The organism is Sporofaciens musculi (assembly GCF_009830285.1).
Lineage (GTDB): Bacteria > Bacillota > Clostridia > Lachnospirales > Lachnospiraceae > Sporofaciens > Sporofaciens musculi.
Genome location: NZ_WUQX01000001.1, coordinates 4805435 through 4831394 on the forward strand (window position 1 = coordinate 4805435; position 25960 = coordinate 4831394).

The following is a 25960-nucleotide window of genomic DNA, read 5'->3' on the forward strand; positions in this document are numbered from 1 at the left end:
AGAAACCTCCATCAATTTTACATAACAGCCCCTCTCCCGCTCAGATCCGCCCCTGCACCCTCGCAGACCGCAGAGACAAAGCCTTATGCGCCTCTGCGGAATAAGGTGTAAAAATTATATCTGTATATCCAATTACGCCTCTTTACGAATGCCAAACATACCATTCAGCATGGATAACACTTTCTCCATGCCGCTTTCCTTGGAACCGGAAGTCTTGTAGGCATCCCTCCATTCCTGCACCAGCCTTTTCATTTTCGTTCCGGTTGTTTCTGGGGCATTCCCATCTGTCCCCTGCGACTTTTTATTGTTTTTTGAGGAAAACCCTTTCCCTCCTTCAGTTCTGAGCCTCTTAAACTCGCCCTCAATCATTTCCTTAGCATCCGCCCTGTCCGCCATCTTCTGGAATGCCCGGTCAAGCCCGCTTAATTCTTCTTCCATTGTCATTTTGCGGAAACCCGTCTCTAAATTTTCATCCTCCACATAACGCTCCCTTGTGCCGTTCTGGTAGCCCTGCACGATCTCGTCATAAAGGTTCCCGTAAGCCCTGACGGAATCCTCCATCTGGTCTGCAATGCCGTATGTGCCACCTGCCCTCTGTCCTTGCAACTTTTCCATTTCCCCGGCCAGTTCGTCGCCATAGGCGTTTGCAGACAATGCGCTTGTGGCCTGTTTTGCCTGCCTTATAACGCTCTCCTTGTTCCCTTTTGCAACACCCCTGCCCGATATCCCTTTTTCACGGGTCTGTTTCCGATAATTCTCAATTCCCTCCTGCGAAATGGAAACTTTCACCGCATTGTCCGCCTTCGGTTGCAGCGCATCCTTTTCCTTCTCCTGCGGACTGGCCGCTCTGCTATTCTGATACCATCCGCTTGCTGCACTCGCCTGGCTTATATTTCCCTCTATATTTACTGACATATCAAATCCTCCATTTCCAAATTTACGCCCTGAAATCCACTCCGCCGAGCATCCCGTCAAGCTGGTCTAAAATACTTGTGTCAAAAGCGTCACCCGGCTTCCATCCCGGATTGTTCTGTTTTACCAATGCCTCCAAACGGCTTCCATAATCCCCTGCCATTCTGTCTAATGTCCACGAAGCAGAACTGCGCTGTTTTGAAGGAAGATTGTTTAAATACTTATTGATGACATCGTTTCTCCTGGTTCCTTCCGGTATGCTCTTTCCATTGGTGCTGATAAAATCCTGTTTTACTACCTCTGCCAGTTCTGCCTTTACTTCATCTGACACAGACACAATTTTTTTCCAGTCACTTCTCCCCGATATACATCTGTCCGCCTGCTCTTTTGACATCCAGGGAATACCGTTCTCATCATAGTATAAATTGCTGTGCTTATGCTTTACCCCTCCGCTAATAGCAGCACCCATCTGGTTAGATGTACTTGTTTTATTTCCATTCTTCTGCGAAAACAGTTTATTCAAAAGGGAATACTGCGAAAACCCTCTCAGATTGTTACTGCTGATATTCATATCCTCGCCTCCTCTTATATCTTCAAATCCAGATTTGCGCCAACCTGCGGCTGATCTTTCACAGTGGTTTTGCCCGCATCCTCTTCCTGGACAGCTTCGATAATTGTTTTCATATCTGTGTCATTCAGATATATCGTGCCATCTTTGGAAGCAGACATTTTTTCTTCTAAAAGCTGCTCTGCTTTATTCGGAGTTGCTGTTCCATCTTCCTGTCCAGTCCGCTTTTCTTCCAGTTTTTCCTGAAACTCTTTCTGTTTTTCTGCCGCTTTTTCTCTTGTTTTTTTAATATGTTTTTCAATATTCTCCCGCGATTTCTCACTAAGTTTTTTATAGAAGGTATTATCATGCTCATAATAGGCGATATGTGAGTAATTTCCATTTTCATCCACATACCAATGGCTAAATTTTGTTTTAGATCCCTTGGCTTTCATATACCCATCTACAAATTTCTGTGCATTTTCAATATCCTTCAACCGCTGTGTATATTCCTTTGCCTTCTCCGGGTCATTCTGCATCTTCTCCAGCAATTTAGGGTTTACAGCCAGTGTATTGACTTTGTTATCTCTGGCCATTGACAGGCCGCTCCCAACCTCAAGCGTCATATACGGAACCTGCTTTTGCAATTTGCTTAAATAATCTGATGTGCTTTCCGTATTGTTAGTTTTAACCGGTTCCGATGTCTTCTCTGCCCTTTTCTTTGTGTTGTCCGCCATGCCCTGTGCCGCATAGCTGCTGTAATTGCTTGTAATCTCCATTGCCATAATTTTGTCCTCCTTGATATAAAATTTATTTGAAATCCATTTCGTTTCCATGCTACGCCTATAACAATTTAAGCAGTTCCATATACCAGCTATCCCGTATGCCTTCATAGGGAATCTGTACTGTACTGTCTTTTGAACCTCTTTCATATATACAAGTTTCCGCTGCACCAGCTAAACCCGGCAGTTTATAAAATCCGCCAAAAACAATCCATATTTCTCCGTCTGCATCATTTTCTTCTAAAAAATTCTCAAAGGCATCTCGCTCAACATAAACATACCTAGCATCATATGAAATTATTTCTCTAAGTTTTTCGGTATCGTAAGAAACTATTCCGGGTTCTCCGTCATAATTTCCAACCATGATATCTTTACTTTCATTGCACCGTGCATAGGAATGGGTATGTACCGCCAGCAGCATAACCACAATTATCAGAGAAACTATGGCTACCATGCCCATGCACAGTTTTTTCCGGTATGAGCGGAAACCTGCAATCTCGCCCATCCGCCTTTTCATGTCTGCAAATTCCTTTTCCCCGGCATAGGTGACGGCGGGCGGCGTACCCTCTGTCCCGGAGCGCAGCAGTTTCAGGGTTTTCAGCAGCACCATGCCATATTCATGCGCCGGCTTCCCGCTGCTCTGTATGCACACCCTGTCGCAAATATCCTCCAAATCCGCCCGGAACTGTTTCTGGCAGATTGTCAGCAACGGGTTCACCCATAAGAGGCACCGCAGGATATCCCATGCAAGCCCAAACCATAAATGCCCCAATCGGATATGCGTCCGCTCATGCTGTACAACAGCTTTTAATTCATCCTGGCTGTAACTCCCCCATACCACTTTAGGAATGACAATCTTTGGTTTCAGCAGCCCAACTGTAAACGGCGTCACATTCATGTCTGTAATCCTGACCTGCATATTATCCAGAGAAATCTTTTCCATCCCGGCAACCGACTTCCGGAGGCGCAGCCGCTTTCCGAATATACAGACAGCAGCTATAAGGATGCCCGCCATATAAATGCGGTCAGCCCACAGGCAGGTCATGGTTCCATGCGTTATCCGGCCTGTTATTCTCACCACTGCCTTATTCTCATAAAACAGCTTCAGCTTTCCAAGAAACGGGATGAGCAGGAAGGATGACCATAACAGCCCCCTTATGAATGTCCGTCTTGAAAAAAGCATCTTCCGGAGCAGCATCACCAGTCCGAGCAGCAAAAAGGAAAAAGCCGCACACCGCACAAGCTGGGTGGCATAATATGCCGCGCAGAAATCCAAAAGGTTGCCCCAGTCAGGCATGGGGTTCACCCTCTTTATCCGTGGATTCTGTCCCCCGCTCCTTGCTTTTCTCCAGAATCTCCTCCAGCTCTTTTATCTGCTCATCCGTCAGTGCGAAGCTCTGCAAAAGCGCCGCCATCGCATTTGTCCCGCTGCCGGAAAAATAGCTGTCCACAAACTTCCTGCTTTTCTCCTTTACACATTCCTCCCTTGACCTCTGCACATAATAGTGGTAAACCCTTGAATCATGCTCATCCACCGTGTATCCGAGGATGTCCTTCTGGTTCAGGCGGTTCATCAGCACCCGCACCATCCTCATCGACATATCCACATTCCCCTGCATCCTCTTGTAGACCTCGGAGGATGTCAAAGGCTCCCCACACGCCCACAGGACTTCCATGATCTGCCATTCACTCGGTGTAATCTCTTCCTTTACCATACCGCTTCCTTCCTTTCGATATATATTGTCAATTTATATATCGGTCAATTACCGTTAATTATTAATAGGCGTTGACGTTTTTGCATGATATGGTTATGGACAGAAGGCAAGTCATGGGCAATCACTTCCCCGCTTTCCAAGTAATTTCCGCTATCAGTCCGCCCGAATCTCCTATAAAATGGACAACCGCCGCATATAGAGAATAAGTCCGCAGCGGCGGTCACTACCTGGTTATTTTGGTTTCAATTTGGCTTCTACCAACTCCTTATGATAAAAATAATTGATATGTTTAATTGAATGTTCAGCGCAATATTCCTCAATCTCAACGGAAAGATTGTTCCAGAACCCCATGTTCCCTTTTACATATATTTCATCATATAATTCCACTAATTGTGGGTAGGCATTTTTTATGTAGCTGAGGATATCCTGTTTATAACTCCCACGCAGGTTCAGATTTTCAAACCAGTATTCATCCACGAATCTGTGTGTTTTTACTATTATTTCCTTATAATCTGTTATGCCCGGAAAGATGGGCGACATGAACAAAACGGTATATATGCCGTTCTCGTGCAATGTTTCTATCGTTTCAAGCCGTTTCTTGATGCTGCTGGCATGATCCATATCATTTTTAAACTGCTCATCCAATGTATTGACCGAAACCGAAACTTTCAGATTTTTACACTGTTTCAGTAAATCAATGTCCCTTAATATCAGTTGGGATTTCGTTGAGATATTCAGTTCACAATCTATGGAAATCAACTGCTCCAGTATCTTCCGTGTATTTTCGTATTTTTCCTCAAATGGATTGTAACAGTCCGTTACGGATGACAGGAATACCGACTTTCCCTGCAGTTTCTTTTTGCTTATCGACTTGTCACACCGCTTAATGTCAATAAAGTTCCCCCATGCCTCGCTATGGTTCGTAAACCGCTTCATAAAACAGGCATAACAATACCTGCACCCATGAGGGCAGCCTACATAAGGGTTTATCACATAATCGCTTGCCGGAAGATTTGATTTTGTAACCAGATCTTTTACTACTACTTCTTTTTCTATCATGTTCATAAGATAGTCCCTCCGTAGAACATACAGGCGTATACCTTTTTCTGCCTACAATATATCCGTTCCTCTCCTGAAAAACATTCAAAATCACCCTGCACCTGGCACTGGTACATATAATCGCCTTTCTGATAGAATTCTGGCCCTCGGAACGGCATGGAAACCGACACATGGGAAAGCGCTTCTTTCAAAAATATAATATCAAAATTCTCATCCAGGCTCTCCCCGTAATAATTCATAGCCCACACTGCATGATTCCTTATCCAGACACGTTCCCAGCCTATGAATTTCTGCCCGCCAAGATAAGTATCCATATACAGGTAATCACCATCTTCATAACGGAAATCGTGGGAACCAGGCTGTGACGGCATGATTTCATTTTCACCCGTGATATATGTGTTATTTTTTGCCCTGACTAAAAAAATCCTGATATCCTGCATAGGATATTTCTGTTCACAAAAGAGGCTGATTGTACAGATATCATTTTCCTTCACAAGCCTGTCTATGGAGACTTTAAAAATCTCACTAAGCTGTATAAGGTTCTGAATATCCGGAAAAGACTGTCCATTCTCCCATTTTGTTATAGACTGTCTTGATATATCCAGCCTGTTAGCAAGTTCTTCCTGTGACAGTTTCATATTTGTTCTTAGTAATTGCAATTTTTCTTTAAATTCCATTCTGACATCCTCCAGACATTCATTATACTTTAGCGTTTTTCCATAATCAATCCACCTATGCGTTCCAATCCGGCAACTGTTGGTTGCTTTCCAAAAAACAATTGTTCACTCTCTCTAAATTGAAAGGGGCGGCTGCCCCACAAGGCGGCACAAACGCAAACTACCGTGTAAGCATATTAACTCTGATTCCCCCGCTTTCCAACTTATTATTTTCTGAACTAATTATAAATATCTGTGATATTTGAAATATAAGGAAATGAATTGTGAAATCTCAAGATATGAGAAAAATGCCTACGCAAGCAGCCCTTTCCTCGTTTTGTTAATATTCCATTTAGTTTTTACCGCTTTACTCGTATACTATCACGGAAACTGCTTATACAATCACGGAAACCCTTATACGAACACGAAAACTCACAGGCAGTTTCCGTGTTTGTATGTGGGTTTTGCCTGATAGTATCAACTTTTGCCTGATAGTACAGCAGTTTCCGTGCGAGTATCCGAGTTTCCGTGATAATATCCGACTTTTGCCTACGAGTATATACTATCAGGCAAAAGAACCCCAGAACAACCGTTCGCACCCTCGCTAATGTAAAAATGCCCCTAAAAGCACACGAAAATAATGTAACTTTCAAAGCTATGTAGTGCCAAAAGTGGCGGATTTACGGGCTTTCCCGGCTTTCCGTGTCCGTATCTGCCGGAAACTAAGACACCTTATGGTGCCAAGGTTATCGCTCCCGGCACAAGGCTCTGCCTCTGTTCTATTCATACCTTTTAACGATTACCTGCTATCGTTAAAAGGAGGTGCAAATTTTGAGGGCAAAGTAACCCCCGCAACAGAAAAAAGCAAAAAAATAAAACCGCCGAATCCGTGGAAAGGCTTATTTCCACGCATTTCTGCGGTTTTCCATTGTATCAATTTGATGTGGTATAAAAAAAGTTGACAGCTTATTCTCAAGGATTTCATAATAAAACCAAGAGAATAAGGAGGTATTCAAAGTGGCACGTAAATATGACCATGAATACAAAGTACAGGCAGTAAAACTTGCCAAAGAAATCGGCGGCGCTAAGGCTGCTAAAGAATTAGGAATCCCTGAAGGAACCATCCATACATGGCTGAAAGCCGTAAGAGCCGGTAAGTTAGACTTTGGGGAAGGTTCCCATACCCCTGCCAGTGCAATGAGCCTGTCAGAAGAAATTACCATGCTGCGTAAGCGGGTTAAGGAGCAGGACAAAGAAATCCGACGTCTGGAAGAAGAAAACGAATTTCTGGAGGAAACCAGCGCTTTTTTCGCCGCCAGCCGTCGGAAGTCAGCAAAAACCAGAGGATGATATTCCTGGCTTTGAAAACAGAGGACGGCAGGATTACCAGAAAAATTTCATTTTATTGCCGGATGCTTGGTGTCAGCCGGCAAGGCTTCTATAAATATCTCGCGAACAAAGACCGTCCCTGGAAGTACCAGGATCTGGCGGATGCCATGAAAGAAATCATCAGCGAGGATGAATGCAATGATACTTATGGACGGATCCGGATGTATCAGGCGTTGCTGCTAAAGCAGCCGAAGGGAGTACATATCCCCAGTGAGAGGACTGTGTACAGGGTCATGGATCGGATTGGCCTGGGCCACCGTCCAAAGCGCAAACCGAACGGAATTACAAAAGCGGATCGGGAAGCGATGAAATCAGACGATCTTTTAAGGAGGGATTTCCGTGCGGATGCCCCATTGGAAAAATGCATCACAGATATCACGGAGATTCCAGCGTCCAATGGGAAACTGTATGTATCTGCGATTTTTGACTGCTTTGATCTTAGCGTTCTCGGTCTTGCAATGGGAACAAATATGAAAGCAGATTTGTGTATCCAAACATTGAGGAATGCCCTGACAGCTTACCCTGCACTGGAAGGCGCAGTGATCCATAGTGACCGGGGAACACAGTATACCAGTGAGTGCTACCGGAAGACCATTCTGGAACACCATATCCATCAAAGCATGAACAGTGCCGGAGGACGCTGCCATGATAATGCACGCTGTGAAAGTATGTGGGCCAGAATGAAGACGGAACTTCTGTACGACCGCCATGACACAAAACAAATGACTGTAGAGGAATTAAAGGTACACATTTGGAGATACTTCCTCAGCTACTGGAATAACCGAAGGATCTGCTCTGCAAATGGCGGACTTCCTCCTATGATAAAACGCAGGCAGTATTATGAGGCTTTGGAACTGGAGGCATAGGCAGTGATACCCTTGAGAAAAATGTGTCAACTAATATTGACAATATCAATTTCGGTGTTGCGATGTTCATCGGTACAACGAAATTGATACAATTCAACGATGCACCCCTAAATGCACCCCCCTAAACCTAAAAAATGCGGGCCGGAAACTGATTATTCCGGCCCATAAAAAATTTTTCTTTCTATATTAAATAGCGCTTTTACACATCCGCCCCTCCGCTGAGGCTTTCACCTCCCTCCCGTTTTTGAAAACAAACCGGATGTCATCCCTGGCATAAACCGTGGCGTAGTCAAGGAGCGCCGTCCAAAGCTCCTCATCAAACTTTCCGCAGAAGCCGTCCAGCCTTTGCAGGCCGCCGATGAACCGCATATAGGTTTTCCGCTTCCCCTGCCTGTCGGAAATCTCCCTGGATGCCTTTTCGTACCCGTCCCTTGCCGCCTCGTACCGGGCGACCAGTTCATTGCGGCGTTTCTGGTATTCCTCCTGGTCCATGGGCGCGGCCTTGTTTTCCGCCACAATCCTTTTTACCATTTCCGCCACCGTCCTCGTTTCAGTCTGAAACCGGCTCTGCTCCACCTCCAGCTCCGTGGTGTCACACAGCGTCCGCATCATCACCTTGGTGTTCGCTATCAGCTCATCCTTTTCCGGGATGACCGCATTGACGGCTTTCACGAAGGCATCCTTTATCTCGTCCTCGGTAAGGTGCGGCGTCCGGCATTTCTTATCGTTCTTGAACTTGCGGTTGCACTGGAATATCACCCTGCGGTATTTGTCCTGCGAGTGCCACACCTTGGAGCCGTACCAGTTCCCGCACTCGGAACACTTGATTTTCGAGGAAAATATGCTCGCGCTGCTGTACCTTGCGTCCATGCTTTTGCGCCGCTCCATTTCCTCCTGCACCAGCTCCCATGTTTCGGGAGGGATGATTGCCTCGTGGTTCCCCTCCACATAATACTGCGGTATCTCCCCCTGGTTCTTCTTCCGCTTTTTGGTGAGGAAGTCCGCCGTGTACTGCTTCTGCAGGAGCGCGTCCCCTTTGTACTTCTCGTTGGTGAGGATGCTCTTGACGGAACTCTGGTGCCAGGTGTCCTTCCCTGCGGGGCTCTTGATGCCCAGCCCCGTCAGCTTTTTGCCGATGGCATACGGGCTCAGTCCCTGCAGGAAAAGCTGGTATATCAGCTTTACCGTTTCCGCCTGCTCCGGGTTCACTCTCAGGCTGCCGTCCTCGCCCTTCTCGTATCCAAGGAAAGTGCTGTAGGCAAGGCTGCCTTTGCCGTCCGCGAACTGCTTCCGCTTGCCCCATGTGGTGTTCTCCGAAATGCTCCGTGATTCCTCCTGCGCAAGGGAGCTCATGATGGTGATGAGCAGCTCCCCCTTGGAATCCAGCGTGTAGATGTTCTCCTTTTCAAAATAAACCTCGATGCCCTTCTCCTTCAGCTTCCTTACTGTCGTTAAGGAATCCACCGTGTTCCTTGCGAACCGGCTGACCGATTTTGTGATGATGAGGTCAATCTTCCCCGCCAGGGCATCCTCAATCATCTGGTTAAAACCGTCGCGCTTTTTTGTGTTCGTTGCAGAGATGCCTTCGTCCGTATACACCCCGGCAAATTCCCAATCCTCCCGGCCGTTTATGTACCGGGTGTAATAATCGACCTGCGCCTCATAGCTTGTCGCCTGTTCCTCGGAATCCGTGGATACCCTCGCATACCCCGCCGTCTTCCGCTTTTTCGCCGCCGCAATCGGCCTTGAGTCAAACCGGTTCAGCGTGGCGGGTATGGTTGTTACTTTCTTTGCCATTCTGCCACCTCCCCATCCGTAAAGTGAAATTCAAACCTGTCCCCGTATGCCGTCACTCCCGCAATCTCCTTTACAAAGCGGGGTTCGTAATCCTCCCGCCCCAGGACTTCCGCCGCTGCCTTTCGGAATTCATCATCCAGCAGCCTGCGGAAGGAACACCCCCGGCACACCCAAACCTTATATTTTTCCTTCTGCCCTTTCGGGCCCATCTTCCAGTAATCGCATTCCAGTTTCCTGCCGCAGCACCCGCAGGTGATTTTCTGCGAAAATGCGCTGCGGCCTCTTTGGTATGCCCGCATGACCTCTCTTGCCTTCCCGCTTTTCATGCGGAACTCAATGCGGTCTGCATTTATGACAATCTGCTCGACTTCCCTCCGGACTGCCACCCCGTCAAAGGCGGCAAGCTCCAGTGCGGCGGCCGCCGCCTGCTCCAGCTCCGTTTCATAGACCGGCCGGAGCCCGCACACATCTTTCCCTTTGCGCTCCCTGGTATTGCAGTTCCATTTCTTGCCGTATTTTGTGGTGCGCCTGCTCACCGAACGGCCGCATTCCCCGCATTTCACCAGTCCTGAAAAAGCCGTGAGCGTGGGGTTTTTATTGGCGGCGGCATCCGCCCGCTGCTCCCGTATGAGCTGCGCCTTTTCAAAATCTGCCTGCGGGATGAGAGGCTCGAACATACCCTCCACCATGTACATGGGCAGCTCGCCCTTATTCCTTTTCCTCGTATGCCCCTCGGAAATAAAATTCTTCTGCAGGAGCATGGAGCCCGTATAGGACGGGTTCGTGAGGATGAACTTGATGGTGGAGTCGTCCATCGGCACGCCTTTCTGCCCCGTGATGCCCCTCTTTGAAAGTTCCTTTGCAATCCCATAGGCAGATGTGCCGGAAAGGTACTTTGCAAAAATCTCCTTTATGACCTCCCCCTGCTCCGGTATGACGCGGTACATTTCCCCGTCCCACTCATATCCGTATGGCGCTTTATGCCCGTTCGGGATGCCCTGTTCAAACCGTTTCCGGATGCTCCACTTCACATTCTCTGAAATACTGCGCGATTCCTCCTGTGCGAAGGACGCAAGCAGGGTGAGCAGCAGCTCCCCCTCGTCGGAAATGGAGTGGATGTTTTCCCTTTCAAAATAAACATCGATTCCAAGCTCCTTCAGGTGCCTCGTCACCGTCAGGGTGTCCACGGTATCCCTTGCAAAACGGCTGACGGACTTTACCAGCACCATGTCAATCTTCCCGGCATCGCAGTCTGCAAGCAGCCTGTTGAAGTCGTCGCGGTGGCTTGTGTCCCTTCCGCTGATGCCCTCATCCGCATATATGCCCGCAAACTCCCAATCAGGATTTTTTTGTATCAATCCGTTGTAATGGCTGACCTGCGCGGAAAGGGAATGGAGGAGCATTTCCGTCTCCATCGACACCCTGGCATAAGCCGCCACCCTCTTCCTCTTTTTCAGTTCCGGCAGAATCTGCCCGATTACGCTGATTCTCGGCATATCATCCCTCCTTGTCAGTGTCACATGATGCCATAGAATCGGCTTTATATCCACTCATTTCGGTCTGTAAACTAACCAAAATCGGGCGGTATTTTCCCCGGAAAATTGTATCAATCTGACCGTACTCCTCTGCCGTCATTGCCCCCTGTTCCATGAGGGATTTCGCTATGTTCATGGTGGCGTGGTACATCTTCTCATTCCGGAACTGCTCCTCACTCATCTGCGCCACCTCCGAATCTGTCAGCCACATAACACGCATGGCAGCAGTATTTCCTGCCGGCATTGCCGTAGGCCGTGAACGGCTTTTTGCAGTAAGCGCACACGAATTCATAACGTGCCTTCCGTTCTATCTGGTACGGGTGGCTGTTCCACCACTTATTGCGGCATTTATCGGAACAGAACTTCTTGGCTTTCCGTCCCGGATTCTGTTTTACCTCTGCCCCGCAGCATGGGCAGATACCCTTATCCCCATCCGCAGACGGCACTGCTGCTTTTATTTTCCCCGCACTCAGTCCCTTCCTCCGGCAAAATGATTTTACTGTGTTCTCTGAAATGCCAAGTTCCTGCGCAATCTTCATATATCCATAGCCAGCGGCCCTCATCTGCCGTATCCGGTCTTTTTGCCTGTCAGTCATAAAAACGCCTCCTCACTATACGGAGATTTGAACCGCAGTTCGGCGGGGTGTTTTCACAAAAAAAAATAACGCCTGCAGGAATCCCAAAAGGAACTCCTGCAGGCGTAAGACCATTTATACCCTCTTTGCGTAATCCAGCGAAATCCATCCGTCTCTCTTTTCCTGGTAGGATTTCAGCAATCCCCACCTGGATGCGCCTTCACCGTCTGCCTCCTCCACTATCGTGAAAGTGCCGGCTCCGGTATATTTCCCGGTCTTGCCGTGGTCAGTGCCAGGGCCTTTCCGGATGTTAAGGTTTGGGATGGATACCTGCACCAGATACGGCTTGAACGCTGCCGTACTGGAATACACTGCCTTCCCCGACTCATCAAACACGGAGCAGCCCGGATTCTCATCCGCACATTTCTTTGCGTTCTCCAGCGACTTGAACGCCCCTTTCTGCGAGGATGCGTCTGCCCAGGTCTTCCGGACGCGGTACCAGATTTCCGTTTCTATAGGAGCCGGGGAAGATGCCTCTCCTTCCGTTCCAAGGATGCCTTTCAGGATCGTGAGTATCTTCTCCCCATAGCCGGCGCCTGTCGCCCATCCCTTTCCGGCAGGGTTTTCCTTCTGCCCAAGCCACTCCACATATTCCGCACAGCCCCTTGTGACATATTTGAACCGCGGGTCAATGCAGGTGTTCTTGAGTGCGTCCGTGGAAGCATAGGCTTTCAAGTGCTGCACCTGCGCCCGGATGCCGAGCTGCGGCGTGTCAAAGGAATTCCCCTTTACACCGTTAGAAGTCACGCCCATGCCGCAGAAGTTGTTCTGTGAAAGCGTGACCGCAGAGCCGGAAAAGGTGAAGTTCCCGGTCTCAAGGCAGGACTGCGCAAAGGCAATGTCGCCACGGACTCCTTCTGCTTTTCCTTCCGAAAGGTACAGCGGAACCATGTCGAGGACGGACTGCGCCACGGACGGGTTCTTCGCTTTCAGATATGCTTTCATCTGCTCCGCCGTTGCCGTGGCATTCCCCATGATCTTGGTGTATCTGTCTGTGCCAGAAGCAGTGCCGCCCATTGCCGCTTTGACCGCCTTGCGGAATCCGTCCATCGTGTACCCCATCCCAAGCTGCGCCCACAAATGCTCCGGGTCGCCGTGGTTGCTGGCAATGCCCCTCGCACAGCCTTCCTTGTGGCTGATGATGACACCGTCCGCAAGCGGGTCAAGGCTGTACTTTTCACAGAGCATGGCGAACAGCTCCACCGCCGTCTCATAAGTCCTTTTCGCCACCGCCTTTGCCGCAGCCGTGTCGGAGCAGGTGAAATTGCTGCCCGATGTGTACTTGATACACGCCGGTTCGCACATTTCCACCCCGATATGGGTATTGTTGCCGCTGCCCTTGCTGCCGGAGCCGCAGTGCCACCCCCTGTGATTCCACGGTAATGTCTGGTAAGCCGTGCCATCGTTCCCGTCAATGAATCCGTGGACGCAGGATGTGTCATGCGCAGGGCTGTTCCATGAGTTGATGAATACGGACGCCTTCGGCTGCGGGCAGCCCACGGAATGGAGCATCAGCCCCTTTACCGTGATCTTCCTCCCTGCCGTGTAGCAGGGGTTTTTCGTCAGAATGCTTTCTACCAGTTTCATTTACTCGTCCCCCTTTTCTGCTTTGTCATGGAGCTGTGCCAGGATATCCTTCAGCTTCTCCGGGATGGGCAGCCCCAGGTGTCCGGCGTTCTCCAGGAGGCTCACGCCCTCGTTGGAGATATAGAAAAAGATGACCGCCGTCCGCAAAACGCTGCCTGTGCCGATGACCTGCACATCGAGGATGTTGGCAATCCCCACGAGCAGGAAGATCAGCACCTTCTTGGCAATGCCCCGGAACCCTACCTCGCTGGACAGCTTCTTATCCGCCGCGGCGCACATCACGCCAGTGATATAGTCCACCACGACAAAAGCGACCAGCGCATACAGCAGGCCGTCACAGCCGCCGAGGAAGTAACCGAGCCATCCCCCGACACCCGCAAAAATGAGTTGAATTGTGTTCCAGAATTCCTTCATAGTGAAACCCTCCTTAAAAAGATTTTTTGTATGATAAAAGGCCGCCCGCCAATCGGCGGACAGCCCTGTATCCATGGAAATATTAAATTTGTTTCGGCAGCCACTCCCAAATCCTCATGTCCTCCTGCCCAAGCGACCACATACACATCCCCCGCAGCTTCCAGCGGTACGCCGCCTGGTTCGCCCAATAGACGAGGGAGTCCACGTCCTGGTAATAGAGGATGGAGAAGCCGTCCGCATCCCCAAGAAACAGCCGGGAAATCCAGATATTGATATCCCTCGGAGTGACCTCAGCCGTGTAGTTGTTCCCGCAGGATATCTCCATCAAATCTGAATGGAAAAAATCATAATCCATCGAAATGTCCTCGCTGCGGGTGGCGCTCTCCTCCACATCGGCAGTCAGCGTGAACACCTGGAATTCTTCATCCCACGCCACATTGCTCCTGCTGATCCGTCCGAAGGATTTAAAACTTCCGTCCGGCATCCGCACATCGAACCGCTCGTAAGGCTCATATGTCCATGAGTCCCCAAGTCTCATCAGTTCACAGACGGTACGGTTATCGGAGCGGTATCCTGCATACCCGCCACTGAATCCGGATATGGAGGCCGTGAAACGCAGCGCATAAGATGCGCCGGAATACACCCGCACCCTGTTTCCACGGATGCGCATCTCCACCGTGTACATGGCGGGATTCCCTCTGAGGTCTGCATTCGCCGTCCGGCTGATCGTCTGGCTGTAACTGCCAAGAAGGGTGGAACCCTTGTAAAGCTCCACCCTCTGTGTGTCATAATTTAAGCAGCAGAAAACATCCCCGCAGAACACCCCCGCCTTCCCGCTGCCGCCTGCCGGGAATGCCAGCCTTGCCCGCAGATGGATATCGGAAAAGCCGCTGTACTTCCATGCAAGCTGCCCGCTCCCCTCAAGCTGGGAGTACGGCCGGTTCTCATAGCCCTCCCGCCACACCTCCCACTTGCCGGAGAGCGTCGTCCAGTAACTCTCCGGCAGAGGGTTCTCATCCCGGAAGTCCTCGTACCAGATGAGCGCCGAGTCCGGCTTCCTGCGGAGCATTTCCAGCGTCAGCTTGAAGCCCCTGTCCGGCTGCGCCATGTTGCCGTCCACATCCTTGAATTTCCGTGGCGCAAGGGTATAGGTGGCGGAGCCGGCGCTCGGTTCTTCCGAAAAAGCCGAGCAGACACGGAAGCCGTAAAACTGCACCCCTTTCACATCCACCGAAACCGTGATGGTGTGCGTCCCTGCGGAGAGGGAAATCCCCTCTGCCAGCGCCGACCAGAAGGTAGTCCTCCAGTATGGCCACCACAGGCGGCTTTCCGTGAAATGCTTCCTGCCCCCGTCAATGGAAATGTATATCCCGTTCTTATCCCAAAAGGGAAAGCACAAGCGCACCGCCACATCATAAGTTCCTGCTGTGGATACAGAAAAACGGTAAACAGCGGAGCCGTTATCCCCCATCGTCACCATGCCCTCCGAAACAGACACGATGCCGGAATAACTGTCCGGGTTCCCGCCGTTACGGTCGACCACAATGCCGTCAAATTCCGTCTTCTGCTCTTTGCCGTAGGCGGTAAGGTAATGCCTGCGGTTGTATGTGCCGGAAAGCAGCGGGTAATCATAGGAAACCGCATCCCGCCCCTCCATGTAGTCGTACACATGGGGAAGCGCCCACGGCACCTTGTCGTAGTCGTCCCAATAAGCCACGATGGGAATAAACGGCTGCGGCGGCTTGTCATCCGTGAAGTTGTAGCCGCCCGTCATCCATAGCTGCGCAGCATAGTAGGTGTTGGAAGTCCCCCGGTAGGTGACTCCCATGTTCTTTGGCGTATCGTGTATCCGCCAGTTCCACCCGTAGGCAGGCATCCCCAGGAACACTTTATCCGGATTCATCACTTTCACGGCGTAATTATAGATGCCCTCCAGCCAGGAACGCGGGGAAACCGGCCCCGGTGCGCTGCCCGCCCACGCCATGCCGTAGCTCATAATGGATGCCGTGTCGCAGTAATTGTCGAGGTCGCCGTAGACGCACCAGTTCTCCCCGCCGACAGAGCCGTTAATGCTGTCCATCCCTGGCAGGCAGATGTTCATCAGCTTTGCGGGATTGTAGGATTTCACCGTATTGTAAATATTTCGGAACATAGCGGTTGACTTCGCCGCTGTGGAGTAATCATCCCCTTTCTCCAAATCGATGTCCACGCCGTCACACCACGGGTATTTCTCCATGATCCACACAAGCTCCGAAAGGAACATATCCTGCGCCCCGTCCGTGTTCTCCCGCAGCGCCTTAAAAATGCTGTTCGTGCCGTCATTGGCGACCGTCAGCAGCCACCTGATGTGCGGCCACTTCCTGATATACGTCCGCATGGTGGAGCCTTCCGCAATGGAAACGCCGCTCTCGTAGATTTCCCCGGTCGCCCTGACCTTAAAAGAAAAAAGCCCAATCTGGCTGATGCGGTCGCCGTAATCCCGGAGCGCCTGGTACATCCTCGTATTGCCCATGAACGTCCATACCATGATCTGCTTTCCTTTGAGTGTATCCATCAGAATGTCCCGCCCCCTTCCTGCATCTCCTGCATTGTAAATAATAATCTCGCCGTTTTCCCGCTTTCCAATGCCACCTTATGTTTGGAATCCCATGCGGCGCTGTACTGGTAGAATCCCTCTTTCTGAAATGCTGCGCCGTTGCGTGTACACTCCCTGCTTTCAGCAAGCAGCGCAATATCATCCTCCGCTTTCACGGCACCGGGAAAAGACACCCTCTGGCCGCCCACGCCCTGGGCAAGCCGCACCGTCCCCGCCGCCATATCGGATTTCGGGTAGATGTGGATATCCAGAGGAGCGGAGGTCTTCCCCAGGTTAAAGAGGATGACCGTTTCCTCCGAGCGCACCACGCCGTTGAACCACGTGGGAGCCTTTATCCCGCCATCCTCCCGGAGCTTCTGCAGGCAGGTCTCCGTGTGCGGTGCATATCCCGCAAGGCCCGGCCCTTCCTGCAGTTGGAGGTCGGTAAACCAGATGCGCCCGGAGCAGTCGGCAATGGTGGGGACCACCGTCACGCTCACGACGCGCATATCCTTCTTTTTATTGACCACTTCCGCAAGCCTTACAAACTCAGCCATCCAGCGTCCACCTCAGTTCCGAGGGATGCCCCACCCATCCCATTGCCACCGGCCCGCCCTGCAGGAGGATGTCCGTGATGTAGAAGTCACCCGTGCAGTCCGTGATGCAGACGCGGACGGTGACGGATTTCAGCCTCTCGGATGAGAAGTTTTCCGGGGTAATCTTTGCTGTTGTCCTTGAAAAATATGCCATGCTGACCTCCCATCAATACAGGTCGATAAACCTTGACTCCGTGCTGCCGTCCTCATACTCCAGCACAATCTCAATGCCGACCTGCGAGTTGCCGCTCAGTTTCTTCAAATTTTCAGACGCAATCTGCGCCGAAATCGTATAGCTGTCACGGTTAGCAGGATACACCGTCTGCGACAGGCTTTTGGTCATGCCAGCCACGCCCTCCGCCTTGAAGGAAGCCGTTCCGCTTGCGCCGTTTTCCCCATCCGCCTCAAAGCCGGAGGACACCCAATAGGCAAGCCCGTCATCGGCGCGGGAATTGCGGAGCAGATTGAACGGCACCAGCTCCGCGATGTCCTCGCTGGACACCACGCTGACGCCCTCTAAGGAATCGGCGGCATTGTCCCACTTGCTCGTGGAGCTGCCCAGGTTCTTTAACACCGTGGAAAGCTCCAGCACCGTGTTCCACGGCTCCTGCAGGTTGTATTCCCTGCGGACAATCCTCGTGGTGACCGAAAGCCCCAGGTCCTTATCCTCCACCCGCACATAATCCCCAAGCTCCCATGCCTCATGCTCATATCCCGTCAGCACAGACAAATCCATGGCGTTCAGCACATAAGAAACCGTCGGCTTGCAGTAATCGGCAAGCCTCATGCGGGTAAATTCAAGCATCTGGTAAGGGTTCGTGAACGCCGAACAGTCCAGGGAAGATACACGGATTTCTTTGGAATAGGTGAAATCCTCCACATAGGGCTTCCCGCCGTTGATGCTGGCAAAGGTCATGCCGTCTGCACCGACGGCATACAGCCTCGTCACAAGCCCCGTGGTGTCCACCGTCCGCTCGATATCCTTCATGTTCTTCCCGTACATGAACAGCGCGCCGCTGTCCTTCCCGTTTAAGGTCAGCAGATGCACCAGCCGGTTCGGGCAGTCAAAGACCAGGTCGCCGCCGTGGAGGTCAGCCACCGCCCTTAAAATAGACAGTGCATTTTTCTCCGTGGATGTCCATGTGCGTTTGGTCGTGACCGTGACCGTCCCGACATTCCATTCCGTGCCGGAAAGGGCATAGGCCATGGCCGCATCCGCCGTCTCCGCGTCAAAGGCTTTCTCCTCCTTCCGGACGGAATAGGCAAGGTTGTAAAACTCCGCCTCGGCGTACACTTCTGTCACGGCGCTGCCGGAGGCATCCTTGCTGTCCGTGACCGTGCGGATAATATACACGTCATCCACGATCTGAATTTTCTTCTCGTTGTCGATATATTTCCGCTTGGCATCGGCAAAGGGAATGGAGAAGGAAAGTGTATCTTCGCCGTTGACCTCGCCCGTCACGATAATGCCGTAGGCATTCTCCAGCACCGCCTCCCATGCGCCGTTTGAGTCCAGCACCACCGGGCGGGCATAGCCGATTTTCTCGTAGGGGGACTTCGGTATGTCATAAATCTGGATGTCCGTCAGTTTCGGCGTCCTTGCCGTGTCATTTGTAGTGAGAGTCACCCGGAAACGGATGTATGTGCGGGCAGGGGACGGCATCTTCCCGTCCGCGCCCACCGCCGCCCAATCGCTCCAGCTAATGAGGTCATTGCTCGTGGAGGTCTCCACAAGGGGAATGTCCGTCACGCCGGGGATGCACTCACTGGAAACGGACACCTTGCCCGCGCCAGAAATGCCATACTCTACGGCACGGGTATAAAGCACGCCGCTTTCCGGGTACGCGCCATTACTTCCTTTTCGCAGCGTCACACACCCCGGCTCTGCCAGGGCATCCACCGGCCCCGCAATATCGCCTCCGTTGGCAAAGGCCGTGGCACGGAAATAATCCGCCAAATCCTCTGCCGTAAGCTGCGAATCGCAGTCTAAAAACCAGTCGTCAAAGCCGCCCGCAAACCAGTAGGAGCCGGCGTGCATCCCCATGATGAGGTCTGCCGTGCAGGAGCGGTTCAGCTCCCCGGTAAAGGGGAGCGCCGCAGAAACCCACACCGCCCCGCTTTCCCGGTCTCCTATGACATACCACGCCTTCTTATTCCCCGGCTCTATCACGCAGGCAATGAAATACCACCCGTTGTTCACAAAGGAAAAAGGCGGCGTCACCGACTCATCCAGTATCAGGGAGCCTGCGGAATTATACAGCATGATCCTCGGCTTTCCCCGGATGAGGGAAAGGTAGAAAATCGGCTGCCCCGGCCCCTGCCTGGTGTTAAAAATCGGGCAGTAGGTATTTCCGATGGAATAGGTGGTAGGGTTCATCCAGCCGCCCACAATGATCCGTTCCCCAAGGCTCTGGAAAACGGAGCCGTCATTCGTCACTTTCAGATAGGTTTTCTCCGAAGTGGGGTTCGTGATGTTCATGCGGAAATGCCGCCCCTTCTGCCCGCCCCGGAAGCCGGCGCTCGTTCCCGACCAGCCGGAAACAAACATCTTCCTGCCTTTCCCGGAGGAATCGGCGAGCATGGTATCCGCATCCGGGGCATTCTCATTGAACCGCCATAGTCCGTCCTTTGCATACTCAGCAGGGAACTCCCCCGTGAAATCCGTCTGTGTATTTAAAACTGCCTGCAATCCCATAAAAAATCACCTCCAGCGGCTCTTTGCCTGTATTTCAAGTTCCGTGAACGCGGCATTCGATGCCGCCACCTCTACCGTGTTCAGCCCCGCCCCAAGCGTGGGGAAGTTCAGCTCGCCGATATACGGCAGGGCGTTGCGGAGCGTGTTCCCCTCCGCGTCCTCCACCCATGCCGTCATTTTCGCCGTATCAATTACCAGCGTTTCCCCTTCCGAAAGCGTGGCGTTTGCTATTTTCAGCTCCGCCCCGTTTGTAGAAATGCTGATATGCCTTCCCGCCCCGGATGCCAGGACGCCTTTCAGCCGGTACACGGGATTGGAGTATAAGTTTCCAAGCCTCCGCCTCACCGTGTGGTTTCCTGCTTCCGTGATGGTAAAGACCTCATCCTCCGCAGCGTAGCCGAAGGGGTCAGGGCAGAAAAAAGCGAGGTCGAAGGTCGCCGCAAGCCGCACCACCCGCTCAAAGGTTACGCCCTCCTGAAGCCTTGCGTAATACACCCGCCCCGGTTCCGTGTCAAGCATAAGCGCACATACGCCTTTGTCCGGACTCAGCCAGCTTACGATTTCATCCTTGCACTCAAGCAGCTCCGCCGCCGTCCGCTTTGGAGGGATGAAGCAGGATATCTCTATCACCCGCTCGGAAAGGGACGCGCCCAGGTCAATGAGGCCGTCCCTGCCCGCCATGGAAATGGTGCGGTTTTTCAGCTCCGGCACCCGGTTCTCCGTTGTCATGCGGCTTGCGATACCCATGCTTTTTGATGTGATGCCGTCAAAAGAAAATCCCATCTGTCCGCCCCCTTCCTACGAATAGCCGTTTGCCCGCCGCCCCTGCTGGAGCTGCCGGTAAAGCTGCTGTGAGATTTTGCGGATGTCCTCCTCGCTCCTCACGTTCATTTCCTTCACTTCAATCAACGGACCATTTATGGAGCTTCCCTGCGACGCTCCGTCCCCGCCGTTTCCTGATACGGAAATTTCCTGCAAGGATGCAGAAGGGTTCAGGACCATATCTGCCGCCACGCCGTCCATTGCCTTTGCCACCATGCTCTTACTGTCCTCAATGCCTTTTGCCAGCCCCTTCATGAAGTCCGGCATCCAGCTCTCGTAATCGGTCAGCGGCCCTTCGTCCGGCACGGAGAAGTGCAGGAAGGACTTGATCTTGTTCGCCACGCTGCTCACAGCGTCACCCACAGCTCCGATACAGCTTTTGATGCCGTTCACGATGCCCATGATCATGTCCTTGCCCCACTGCAGGGCTTTTGACGGCAGGCTCGTTATGAAGGAAATCGCCTGGTTGAATCCTTCCTTGATGGAGGACACAATTTTTCCCATGGTCCCCTTAATGCCGCTCCAGATGTTATTGAACACTGTGGTGACCGTACTTTTAATGCTGTTCACGACACTCGTAACCACGGATTTGATGCTGTTCCACACCGTGGAAATGGTGGACTTGATGCCGTTTACCACTGTCGTGACCGCAGTCTTTATTGCATTCCATACCGTGGTTATTACCGTCTTTATCGCATTCAGCACCGTAGTGACTGTATTTTTGATGGCGTTCCATGCCGTGGTGATAAAAGTCTGGATTGCCGTCACCACCGTGGTGACCACGGTCTTTATCCCGTTCCAAATGGTTGTGAATACCGTCTTTATCGCATTTAAGACCGTAGTGATAATGGTCTTGTAAATATTGAAATAAGTGGTGATGATGGTTTTTATCACTTCCACCACTGTACTGAAGATGGTCTTTATCCCTTCCCACAGCCCGGAAAAGAAATCCTTGATCCCGTTCCACACAGCCTGCGCTGTAGAGGAAATGGCCTCCCATGCCGCCGCAAAGAAGTTTTTGATTGCCTCCCATACGGCAATGGCTACCTCCTTCACATTCTCCCAGAGGTTGATCCAGAACTGCCGGAAATCCTCATTCGTATTCCACAGATAAATAAATGCCGCCACCAAAGCTGTAATTGCTGCAATAATCAGGAATATCGGGTTGGCAAGCATGGTGGTGTTTAAGGCGGCAAAAGCGGTCTTGACTGTGTTAATCACTCCCGCCACCTTCGGCACTATGGTCATGATAGTGCCGACCGCAGACACCACTTTCCCAACGACGATCAGCACGGGTCCCAGAGCAGCCGCCAGCAATGCGACCGTGGTGATGACTTTCTTCGTCCCCTCGTCCATGCCGTTCAGCCAGTCCACGAACTTCTGCACCCATCCGACAATCATTTTGATGGCGGGCAGCAGAAGCTCCCCAAAAGAAATAGCCAGCCCCTCTAAGGCTGACTTTAGAATGGTGATCTGCCCCTGCAGGTTATCAAGCTGTGTGTCCGCCATCTGCTGCGCTGCGCCGCCGCTGTCAATGATGGACTGCTGCAGCTCATCCCATGTGCTTCCCGTGTTGGCAAGCAGGGCATTCACGGAGGACAGGTCGGTCTTGTTGAAAATCTGCCCGATGATGTTGGACTTCTCCGCCGCCGTCATGCCGTCCATGCTCGTGTTCAGGTCTCCGAGGATGTCATTGAGGGAGCGCATATTCCCCTCGGAATCGTAAACATCCAGACCAAGCTGCTCCATGCAGGCGGCCGCCTTGTCGGTAGGGTTCTGCAGGGAAAGGATGACGTTCCTTAAGTGTGTACCGCCCTCCGCGCCCTTGATGCCGTTGTTGGCGAGGATGCCGAGGGCCGTGTTCAGCTCCGCCGTGCCGCCTTTCACGGTCTTGGCAGTCGCACCGATGGTGAGGATGCCCTCGCCAAGCTGCGCCACAGATGTGTTGGTGGTGGAGGCGGTCTTCGCCATCTGGTCAACCATCGTCCCCGCCTCATCCACGCCCATGCCCAGGGCGGACATGGCGTCCGTCACCATGTCCGATGCCGCTGCAAGGTCGATGCCGCCGGCCGCCGCAAGGTTTAAGACAGTGGGCAGCGTGTCGCACATCTGCTGCGTGTCGTACCCGGCAAGGGCGAGGTAGTTCAAAGCCTCCGCACACTCGCTTGCGGAGAATGCTGTCTCGCTGCCCATCTTCTTTGCCAGTGCGGAAAGCGTATCCATCGTGTTGACGCTCTCGCCGTTGACCGTGGACATGGCATCCTTCGTGATTCCCATCGTTGCCTGCACCTGCGACATGGAGCTTTCAAAGTTTGCCGCCGTGCTGACCGCCGCCGTGCCGAGGGCAGTCACGCCTGCCGTGACGGGGAGCAGCTTCTGCCCGGCGGAGGAAATGTTATCCCCGACAGTCTTCAGCTTTTCACCCGTGGCGGCGATTTTCTGTAATGCCACAGCGGACTGCCCTGCCTGCCGCTCCAGGTCACGCAGATTGTTTTCCGTTTCGATGATCTCCCTCTGGAGGGCATCGTACTGGTCCTGTGAGATTTCCCCATTGGCAAGGGCCGTGTTTGCCTGCTCTGCGGCGGTCTTTAGGGTCTCCAGCTTTTCCTTCGTCCCCGCCACTGCCTCGCCCAAAAGCCGGTGCTTCTGTGCCAGCAGCTCCGTGTTGCCGGGGTCCAATTTTAAGAGCTTCTCCACATCCCGCAACTGTCCCTGCGTATCCCGGATGGAGGAATTGACTCCCTTTAATGCGGTCTGTAGTTTGGTGGTATCCCCGCCGATCTCAACAGTGATACCCTTGATTCTGTTCGCCACGGCGGACACCCCTTCCTGTTAAAATGCCAAAATAAACCCAGGGGGACGCCGCCTAAAAGCGGTCAAAATCCTCCTGGGTAGCGATTTCCTTATAGCCCTTGTATTCGTCATTCCTGCTCTCTGCGAACATATCGTTGACCATCCCGATGGTAAGCAGGTCAAGGTCGCGGATGGAAAGCCCAAGCTGTACGCACCGGAGCAGGAACAGCGGCGTTGTCATTTCCCGGTCAGTCGGGCGAAGTTTTTTTTAGACTGGACATCCGTCTGCACGTTCAGCCCCCAAAGCTGTATCAGCTTGGGCAGCACCTGGTAGATGGAGAAGGTGTTGAATTCATCCAGCCATTCCTCCGGGCTGTCCGGGATTTTGGGGTCTGCGTGTTTCGCCATCACATAGGCGATGTTCTCGAACATCTCCAACGAAAACAAATCTAAGTTGGAACTCTCCTCGTCCCCGTCACCGATGGATTTCTCCAAGGAACGCAGGTCTTTATAAATATCCCGGTGGAACTTCATCCGGTAAATACGCGGGATAGCCGCGGACGCCTTGAAAGGCACCTGCTTCCCGTCAATCTCGATATTCTGTTTCATGCTCATAGGTTATCCCTCCCCTTCTGTATCAGTCGTGCCGCCATTTTCTGTATCACCGCCGGAAGTGCCTCCTGATGCCGCATCCGGCAGGTACACGCTCTTGTACCAGTTCTGGTAGACCTCGTCCGTGGTGCTGTCCCCGGTCTTTGCCTTTACATAGCCGCTCGCCAGCGGAGCCGCCGTGATGGACAGCGTCTCGGTCTGCACCTCGATCTCCTCCTCGTTGGTCTGGGACTCAATGGTCGGCCGCGCCGCCGAGCAGTTGTACAGCACATGGCGGATTTTGCGCACATCGCCGTCAAACTCGAACAGCAGGGCAAAGTTTTCCGTCTCCGCGTTGGCGTTCTCTAAAAGCACCTTATTCTCATCCAGGGCCTCCTTCAGCACGTCGGTGCGGAAGCTCTCCGGCACCATGGCAAGCTCCAGATCCCCCTCGTAGCCCATGTTGTTGCTGACGGTATAATAAGCGTACCCGTCTGCATAAAAATTGCTCGGCTCGCCGTTGGGGTCCAGGGAAAGGGAAACGGCACCGGGCATCGCAACAGGCGTGCCAAAGGACACCACCCCGTCCGTTTCCAGCGTCAGCAGTGCATAATGCACGTTGCAGATGTTGAATTTCACTTTATTCTTCTTCGGCATCGTAAACCACCTCCATGTCAAACTGGTAGAGGACCTCGTACAGCTTCTCGCTGGCAATCCAGACCTCCGACTTGTTGTAGAAGATGCGCCGCTTATCCAGCGCGTCCTCCAGTTTCTTCTCCACCGACGGGTCCTTGGTGTCGGTGTACAGCTCTATCTTCACGCCGCTCGCCTTGAAGTACACCATGCCGTCAGCGGCGAAATTGTCGCTCTGCGGCAGGAGGTAGCAGACAAACGGCGGCTCCGGCGATTCACCCTCCGCAAAATGGTCATAGGCGAAGGGGATGCCGGTTTCTTTTAAAAGTGCCAGTAATGTTTTCAAACCCTATCCCTCCAATGCTTTCTGTATCTCTTTTTCAAGCTGCCGGGTGCCGGCCTGCTCCGCCGCCGCGATATGCGGCTTTGCCGGGACGCGCCCGCCGCCCCTCTTGGCGTGGCCGTGTTCCAGAAGGTGCGTCAGTTGGTAGCGGTTCCTGGAATGCACCGTCACTTCCAGCGAATTGGACGTTTCCTTCGTGGTCTTCACCGCCCATGACTTTGCATACTTCCCGGTGTCCTTCGGCGCGTTGGCTTCGATATCCTTCCGCACCGCTGTCCCGGCTTTCTTCACCGCTTTTTTCACATCCTCCGTGGCAAGGTCCGCATATTCGGTCAGCCCCTTCATGATCTCCTCCGCCATCCGGTCGATAGATACGCCGCTCGCCATCCTCACCGCCTCGCTTTCCTGCATTTGAATTTGATGCATTTCTTTTTATAATTCATGTGGTCGATGGCGAGGATGTCGTACAGCTCCCCGCCAAAAACCACCCGGTACCCCGTGGAATCAACCGCGGACGCTTTCCTGCACCAGCGGACAGTAAACGAAACCTCCGATTCATCCGCCACGGTTCCGGCCACATCTGTCTCACTGGTCTGCTTCCCGGCCTCACCGCTTACTGTAGCATGGCAGGAATAATAATCTGCCCATGTGTTTTTGTGGTTGCCGATGCTGTCCACCTCCACGGCATTCTTCTGAAAGGTGATGCGGACATTCAAAAGGGAAACCTCCATCAGAACGCCTCCTTCCGGCTGCCGGAAAGAAGCGCACGGAGCGTCAGCATCATGGCATGGTGGTCGGCATCCTCCCGGTGTTCATACAGATAGGCGGCCGTATACTGTACTGCTATCTCTGCATTTTCCACTGCGTAAAATTCCTGCGTGTCATCCATCCTCGCCACATCCATGCAGATTTTTTCCGATGCCCTGACCATGCTTTCAATCAGGACATCATCATCGTCATAATCCACACGGAGGTAGTTCTTCATTTCTTCCAGCGTCACCGCCATGCCTGCAGCGCC

Annotated in this window: 28 protein-coding genes; 2 read left to right on the forward strand and 26 right to left on the reverse strand. The window is 52.3% G+C overall.

The genetic code is table 11. The features are described 5' to 3' along the window. Positions 1-132 precede the first annotated feature (132 nt). The 7 genes from GN277_RS24365 to GN277_RS24395 form a co-directional block, all read right to left on the reverse strand. Positions 133-915, reverse strand: a complete 783-nt coding sequence (locus tag GN277_RS24365) for a hypothetical protein (RefSeq protein WP_159754877.1) — start codon at positions 913-915, stop codon at positions 133-135. Between the two features lie 22 nt (positions 916-937). Then, positions 938-1483, reverse strand: coding sequence for a DUF3879 family protein (locus tag GN277_RS24370; protein WP_159754880.1), 546 nt, complete (start codon positions 1481-1483; stop codon positions 938-940). 14 nt (positions 1484-1497) lie between these two features. After that, a complete protein-coding gene (locus tag GN277_RS24375; protein ID WP_159754883.1) occupies positions 1498-2244 on the reverse strand; it encodes a DUF6033 family protein in 747 nt (248 codons plus the stop codon). 58 nt (positions 2245-2302) lie between these two features. Continuing rightward, positions 2303-3538, reverse strand: a complete 1236-nt coding sequence (locus GN277_RS24380; RefSeq protein ID WP_159754886.1) for a M56 family metallopeptidase — start codon at positions 3536-3538, stop codon at positions 2303-2305. Further along, positions 3531-3956, reverse strand: a complete 426-nt coding sequence (locus GN277_RS24385) for a BlaI/MecI/CopY family transcriptional regulator (protein ID WP_159754889.1) — start codon at positions 3954-3956, stop codon at positions 3531-3533. The genes GN277_RS24380 and GN277_RS24385 overlap by 8 nt, the downstream gene beginning before the upstream one ends. A 231-nt stretch (positions 3957-4187) precedes the next feature. Next, on the reverse strand, positions 4188-5021 hold the full coding sequence (locus GN277_RS24390; RefSeq protein WP_120473821.1) for a radical SAM protein: 834 nt from the start codon (positions 5019-5021) through the stop codon (positions 4188-4190). After that, positions 5018-5692, reverse strand: a complete 675-nt coding sequence (locus tag GN277_RS24395) for a DUF5680 domain-containing protein (RefSeq protein WP_159754892.1) — start codon at positions 5690-5692, stop codon at positions 5018-5020. Before GN277_RS24395 ends, GN277_RS24390 begins: the two co-directional genes overlap by 4 nt. A 996-nt stretch (positions 5693-6688) precedes the next feature. Between GN277_RS24395 and GN277_RS24400 the strand changes: the two genes are divergently transcribed. Together GN277_RS24400 and GN277_RS24405 are read left to right on the forward strand one after the other, a co-directional pair. After that, a complete protein-coding gene (locus GN277_RS24400) occupies positions 6689-7021 on the forward strand; it encodes a transposase (protein WP_159754895.1) in 333 nt (110 codons plus the stop codon). Continuing rightward, complete coding sequence (locus GN277_RS24405; RefSeq protein ID WP_159754898.1) at positions 7018-7926, forward strand: IS3 family transposase; 909 nt, start codon at positions 7018-7020, stop codon at positions 7924-7926. Before GN277_RS24400 ends, GN277_RS24405 begins: the two co-directional genes overlap by 4 nt. Positions 7927-8112: 186 nt before the next feature. Here GN277_RS24405 and GN277_RS24410 read toward each other — a convergent pair whose 3' ends face one another. From GN277_RS24410 to GN277_RS24495, 19 genes are all read right to left on the reverse strand, one after another. Then, on the reverse strand, positions 8113-9723 hold the full coding sequence (locus GN277_RS24410) for a recombinase family protein (RefSeq protein ID WP_159754901.1): 1611 nt from the start codon (positions 9721-9723) through the stop codon (positions 8113-8115). Then, positions 9708-11219 (reverse strand): recombinase family protein, encoded by a 1512-nt coding sequence (locus tag GN277_RS24415; RefSeq protein WP_159754904.1) that lies wholly within the window; start codon positions 11217-11219, stop codon positions 9708-9710. The genes GN277_RS24410 and GN277_RS24415 overlap by 16 nt, the downstream gene beginning before the upstream one ends. Position 11220: 1 nt before the next feature. After that, a complete protein-coding gene (locus tag GN277_RS24420; protein WP_022742526.1) occupies positions 11221-11439 on the reverse strand; it encodes an SHOCT domain-containing protein in 219 nt (72 codons plus the stop codon). After that, a complete protein-coding gene (locus GN277_RS24425; RefSeq protein ID WP_016230168.1) occupies positions 11432-11854 on the reverse strand; it encodes a hypothetical protein in 423 nt (140 codons plus the stop codon). The genes GN277_RS24420 and GN277_RS24425 overlap by 8 nt, the downstream gene beginning before the upstream one ends. Before the next feature lie 114 nt (positions 11855-11968). Further along, entirely contained in the window at positions 11969-13480 is a 1512-nt protein-coding gene (locus GN277_RS24430) for an N-acetylmuramoyl-L-alanine amidase (protein ID WP_016230169.1), read from the reverse strand. Further along, positions 13481-13894 carry a phage holin family protein gene (locus GN277_RS24435; protein ID WP_016230170.1) on the reverse strand — a complete coding sequence of 138 codons (414 nt, stop codon included), beginning with the start codon at positions 13892-13894 and terminating at the stop codon, positions 13481-13483. It abuts the gene before it with no gap. An 82-nt stretch (positions 13895-13976) separates the two neighbouring features. Next, positions 13977-16448, reverse strand: a complete 2472-nt coding sequence (locus tag GN277_RS24440; protein WP_016230171.1) for a glycosyl hydrolase family 18 protein — start codon at positions 16446-16448, stop codon at positions 13977-13979. Beyond that, positions 16448-17026, reverse strand: a complete 579-nt coding sequence (locus GN277_RS24445; protein ID WP_016230172.1) for a hypothetical protein — start codon at positions 17024-17026, stop codon at positions 16448-16450. Before GN277_RS24445 ends, GN277_RS24440 begins: the two co-directional genes overlap by 1 nt. Then, positions 17019-17219 carry a hypothetical protein gene (locus GN277_RS24450; protein WP_016230173.1) on the reverse strand — a complete coding sequence of 67 codons (201 nt, stop codon included), beginning with the start codon at positions 17217-17219 and terminating at the stop codon, positions 17019-17021. Before GN277_RS24450 ends, GN277_RS24445 begins: the two co-directional genes overlap by 8 nt. Before the next feature lie 12 nt (positions 17220-17231). Then, on the reverse strand, positions 17232-19760 hold the full coding sequence (locus GN277_RS24455; protein WP_016230174.1) for a phage tail spike protein: 2529 nt from the start codon (positions 19758-19760) through the stop codon (positions 17232-17234). A gap of 6 nt (positions 19761-19766) precedes the next feature. Beyond that, on the reverse strand, positions 19767-20543 hold the full coding sequence (locus GN277_RS24460; protein WP_016230175.1) for a distal tail protein Dit: 777 nt from the start codon (positions 20541-20543) through the stop codon (positions 19767-19769). 15 nt (positions 20544-20558) lie between these two features. Beyond that, entirely contained in the window at positions 20559-23396 is a 2838-nt protein-coding gene (locus GN277_RS24465; protein ID WP_016230176.1) for a phage tail tape measure protein, read from the reverse strand. 52 nt (positions 23397-23448) lie between these two features. Continuing rightward, complete coding sequence (locus GN277_RS29595; RefSeq protein WP_016214831.1) at positions 23449-23616, reverse strand: hypothetical protein; 168 nt, start codon at positions 23614-23616, stop codon at positions 23449-23451. Then, complete coding sequence (locus GN277_RS24470) at positions 23613-23990, reverse strand: hypothetical protein (RefSeq protein WP_016230177.1); 378 nt, start codon at positions 23988-23990, stop codon at positions 23613-23615. The genes GN277_RS29595 and GN277_RS24470 overlap by 4 nt, the downstream gene beginning before the upstream one ends. 3 nt (positions 23991-23993) lie before the next feature. Beyond that, positions 23994-24623 carry a major tail protein gene (locus tag GN277_RS24475; RefSeq protein WP_016230178.1) on the reverse strand — a complete coding sequence of 210 codons (630 nt, stop codon included), beginning with the start codon at positions 24621-24623 and terminating at the stop codon, positions 23994-23996. After that, positions 24607-24945, reverse strand: a complete 339-nt coding sequence (locus GN277_RS24480; protein ID WP_016230179.1) for a hypothetical protein — start codon at positions 24943-24945, stop codon at positions 24607-24609. The genes GN277_RS24475 and GN277_RS24480 overlap by 17 nt, the downstream gene beginning before the upstream one ends. 3 nt (positions 24946-24948) lie before the next feature. Beyond that, entirely contained in the window at positions 24949-25329 is a 381-nt protein-coding gene (locus tag GN277_RS24485; RefSeq protein WP_016230180.1) for an HK97 gp10 family phage protein, read from the reverse strand. Positions 25330-25331: 2 nt separating this feature from the next. Beyond that, positions 25332-25673: a phage head closure protein gene (locus GN277_RS24490; RefSeq protein ID WP_016230181.1), complete on the reverse strand. Its 342-nt coding sequence runs from the start codon at positions 25671-25673 to the stop codon at positions 25332-25334. Then, positions 25673-25948: a head-tail connector protein gene (locus GN277_RS24495; RefSeq protein WP_016230182.1), complete on the reverse strand. Its 276-nt coding sequence runs from the start codon at positions 25946-25948 to the stop codon at positions 25673-25675. The genes GN277_RS24490 and GN277_RS24495 overlap by 1 nt, the downstream gene beginning before the upstream one ends. Positions 25949-25960: the final 12 nt, after the last annotated feature.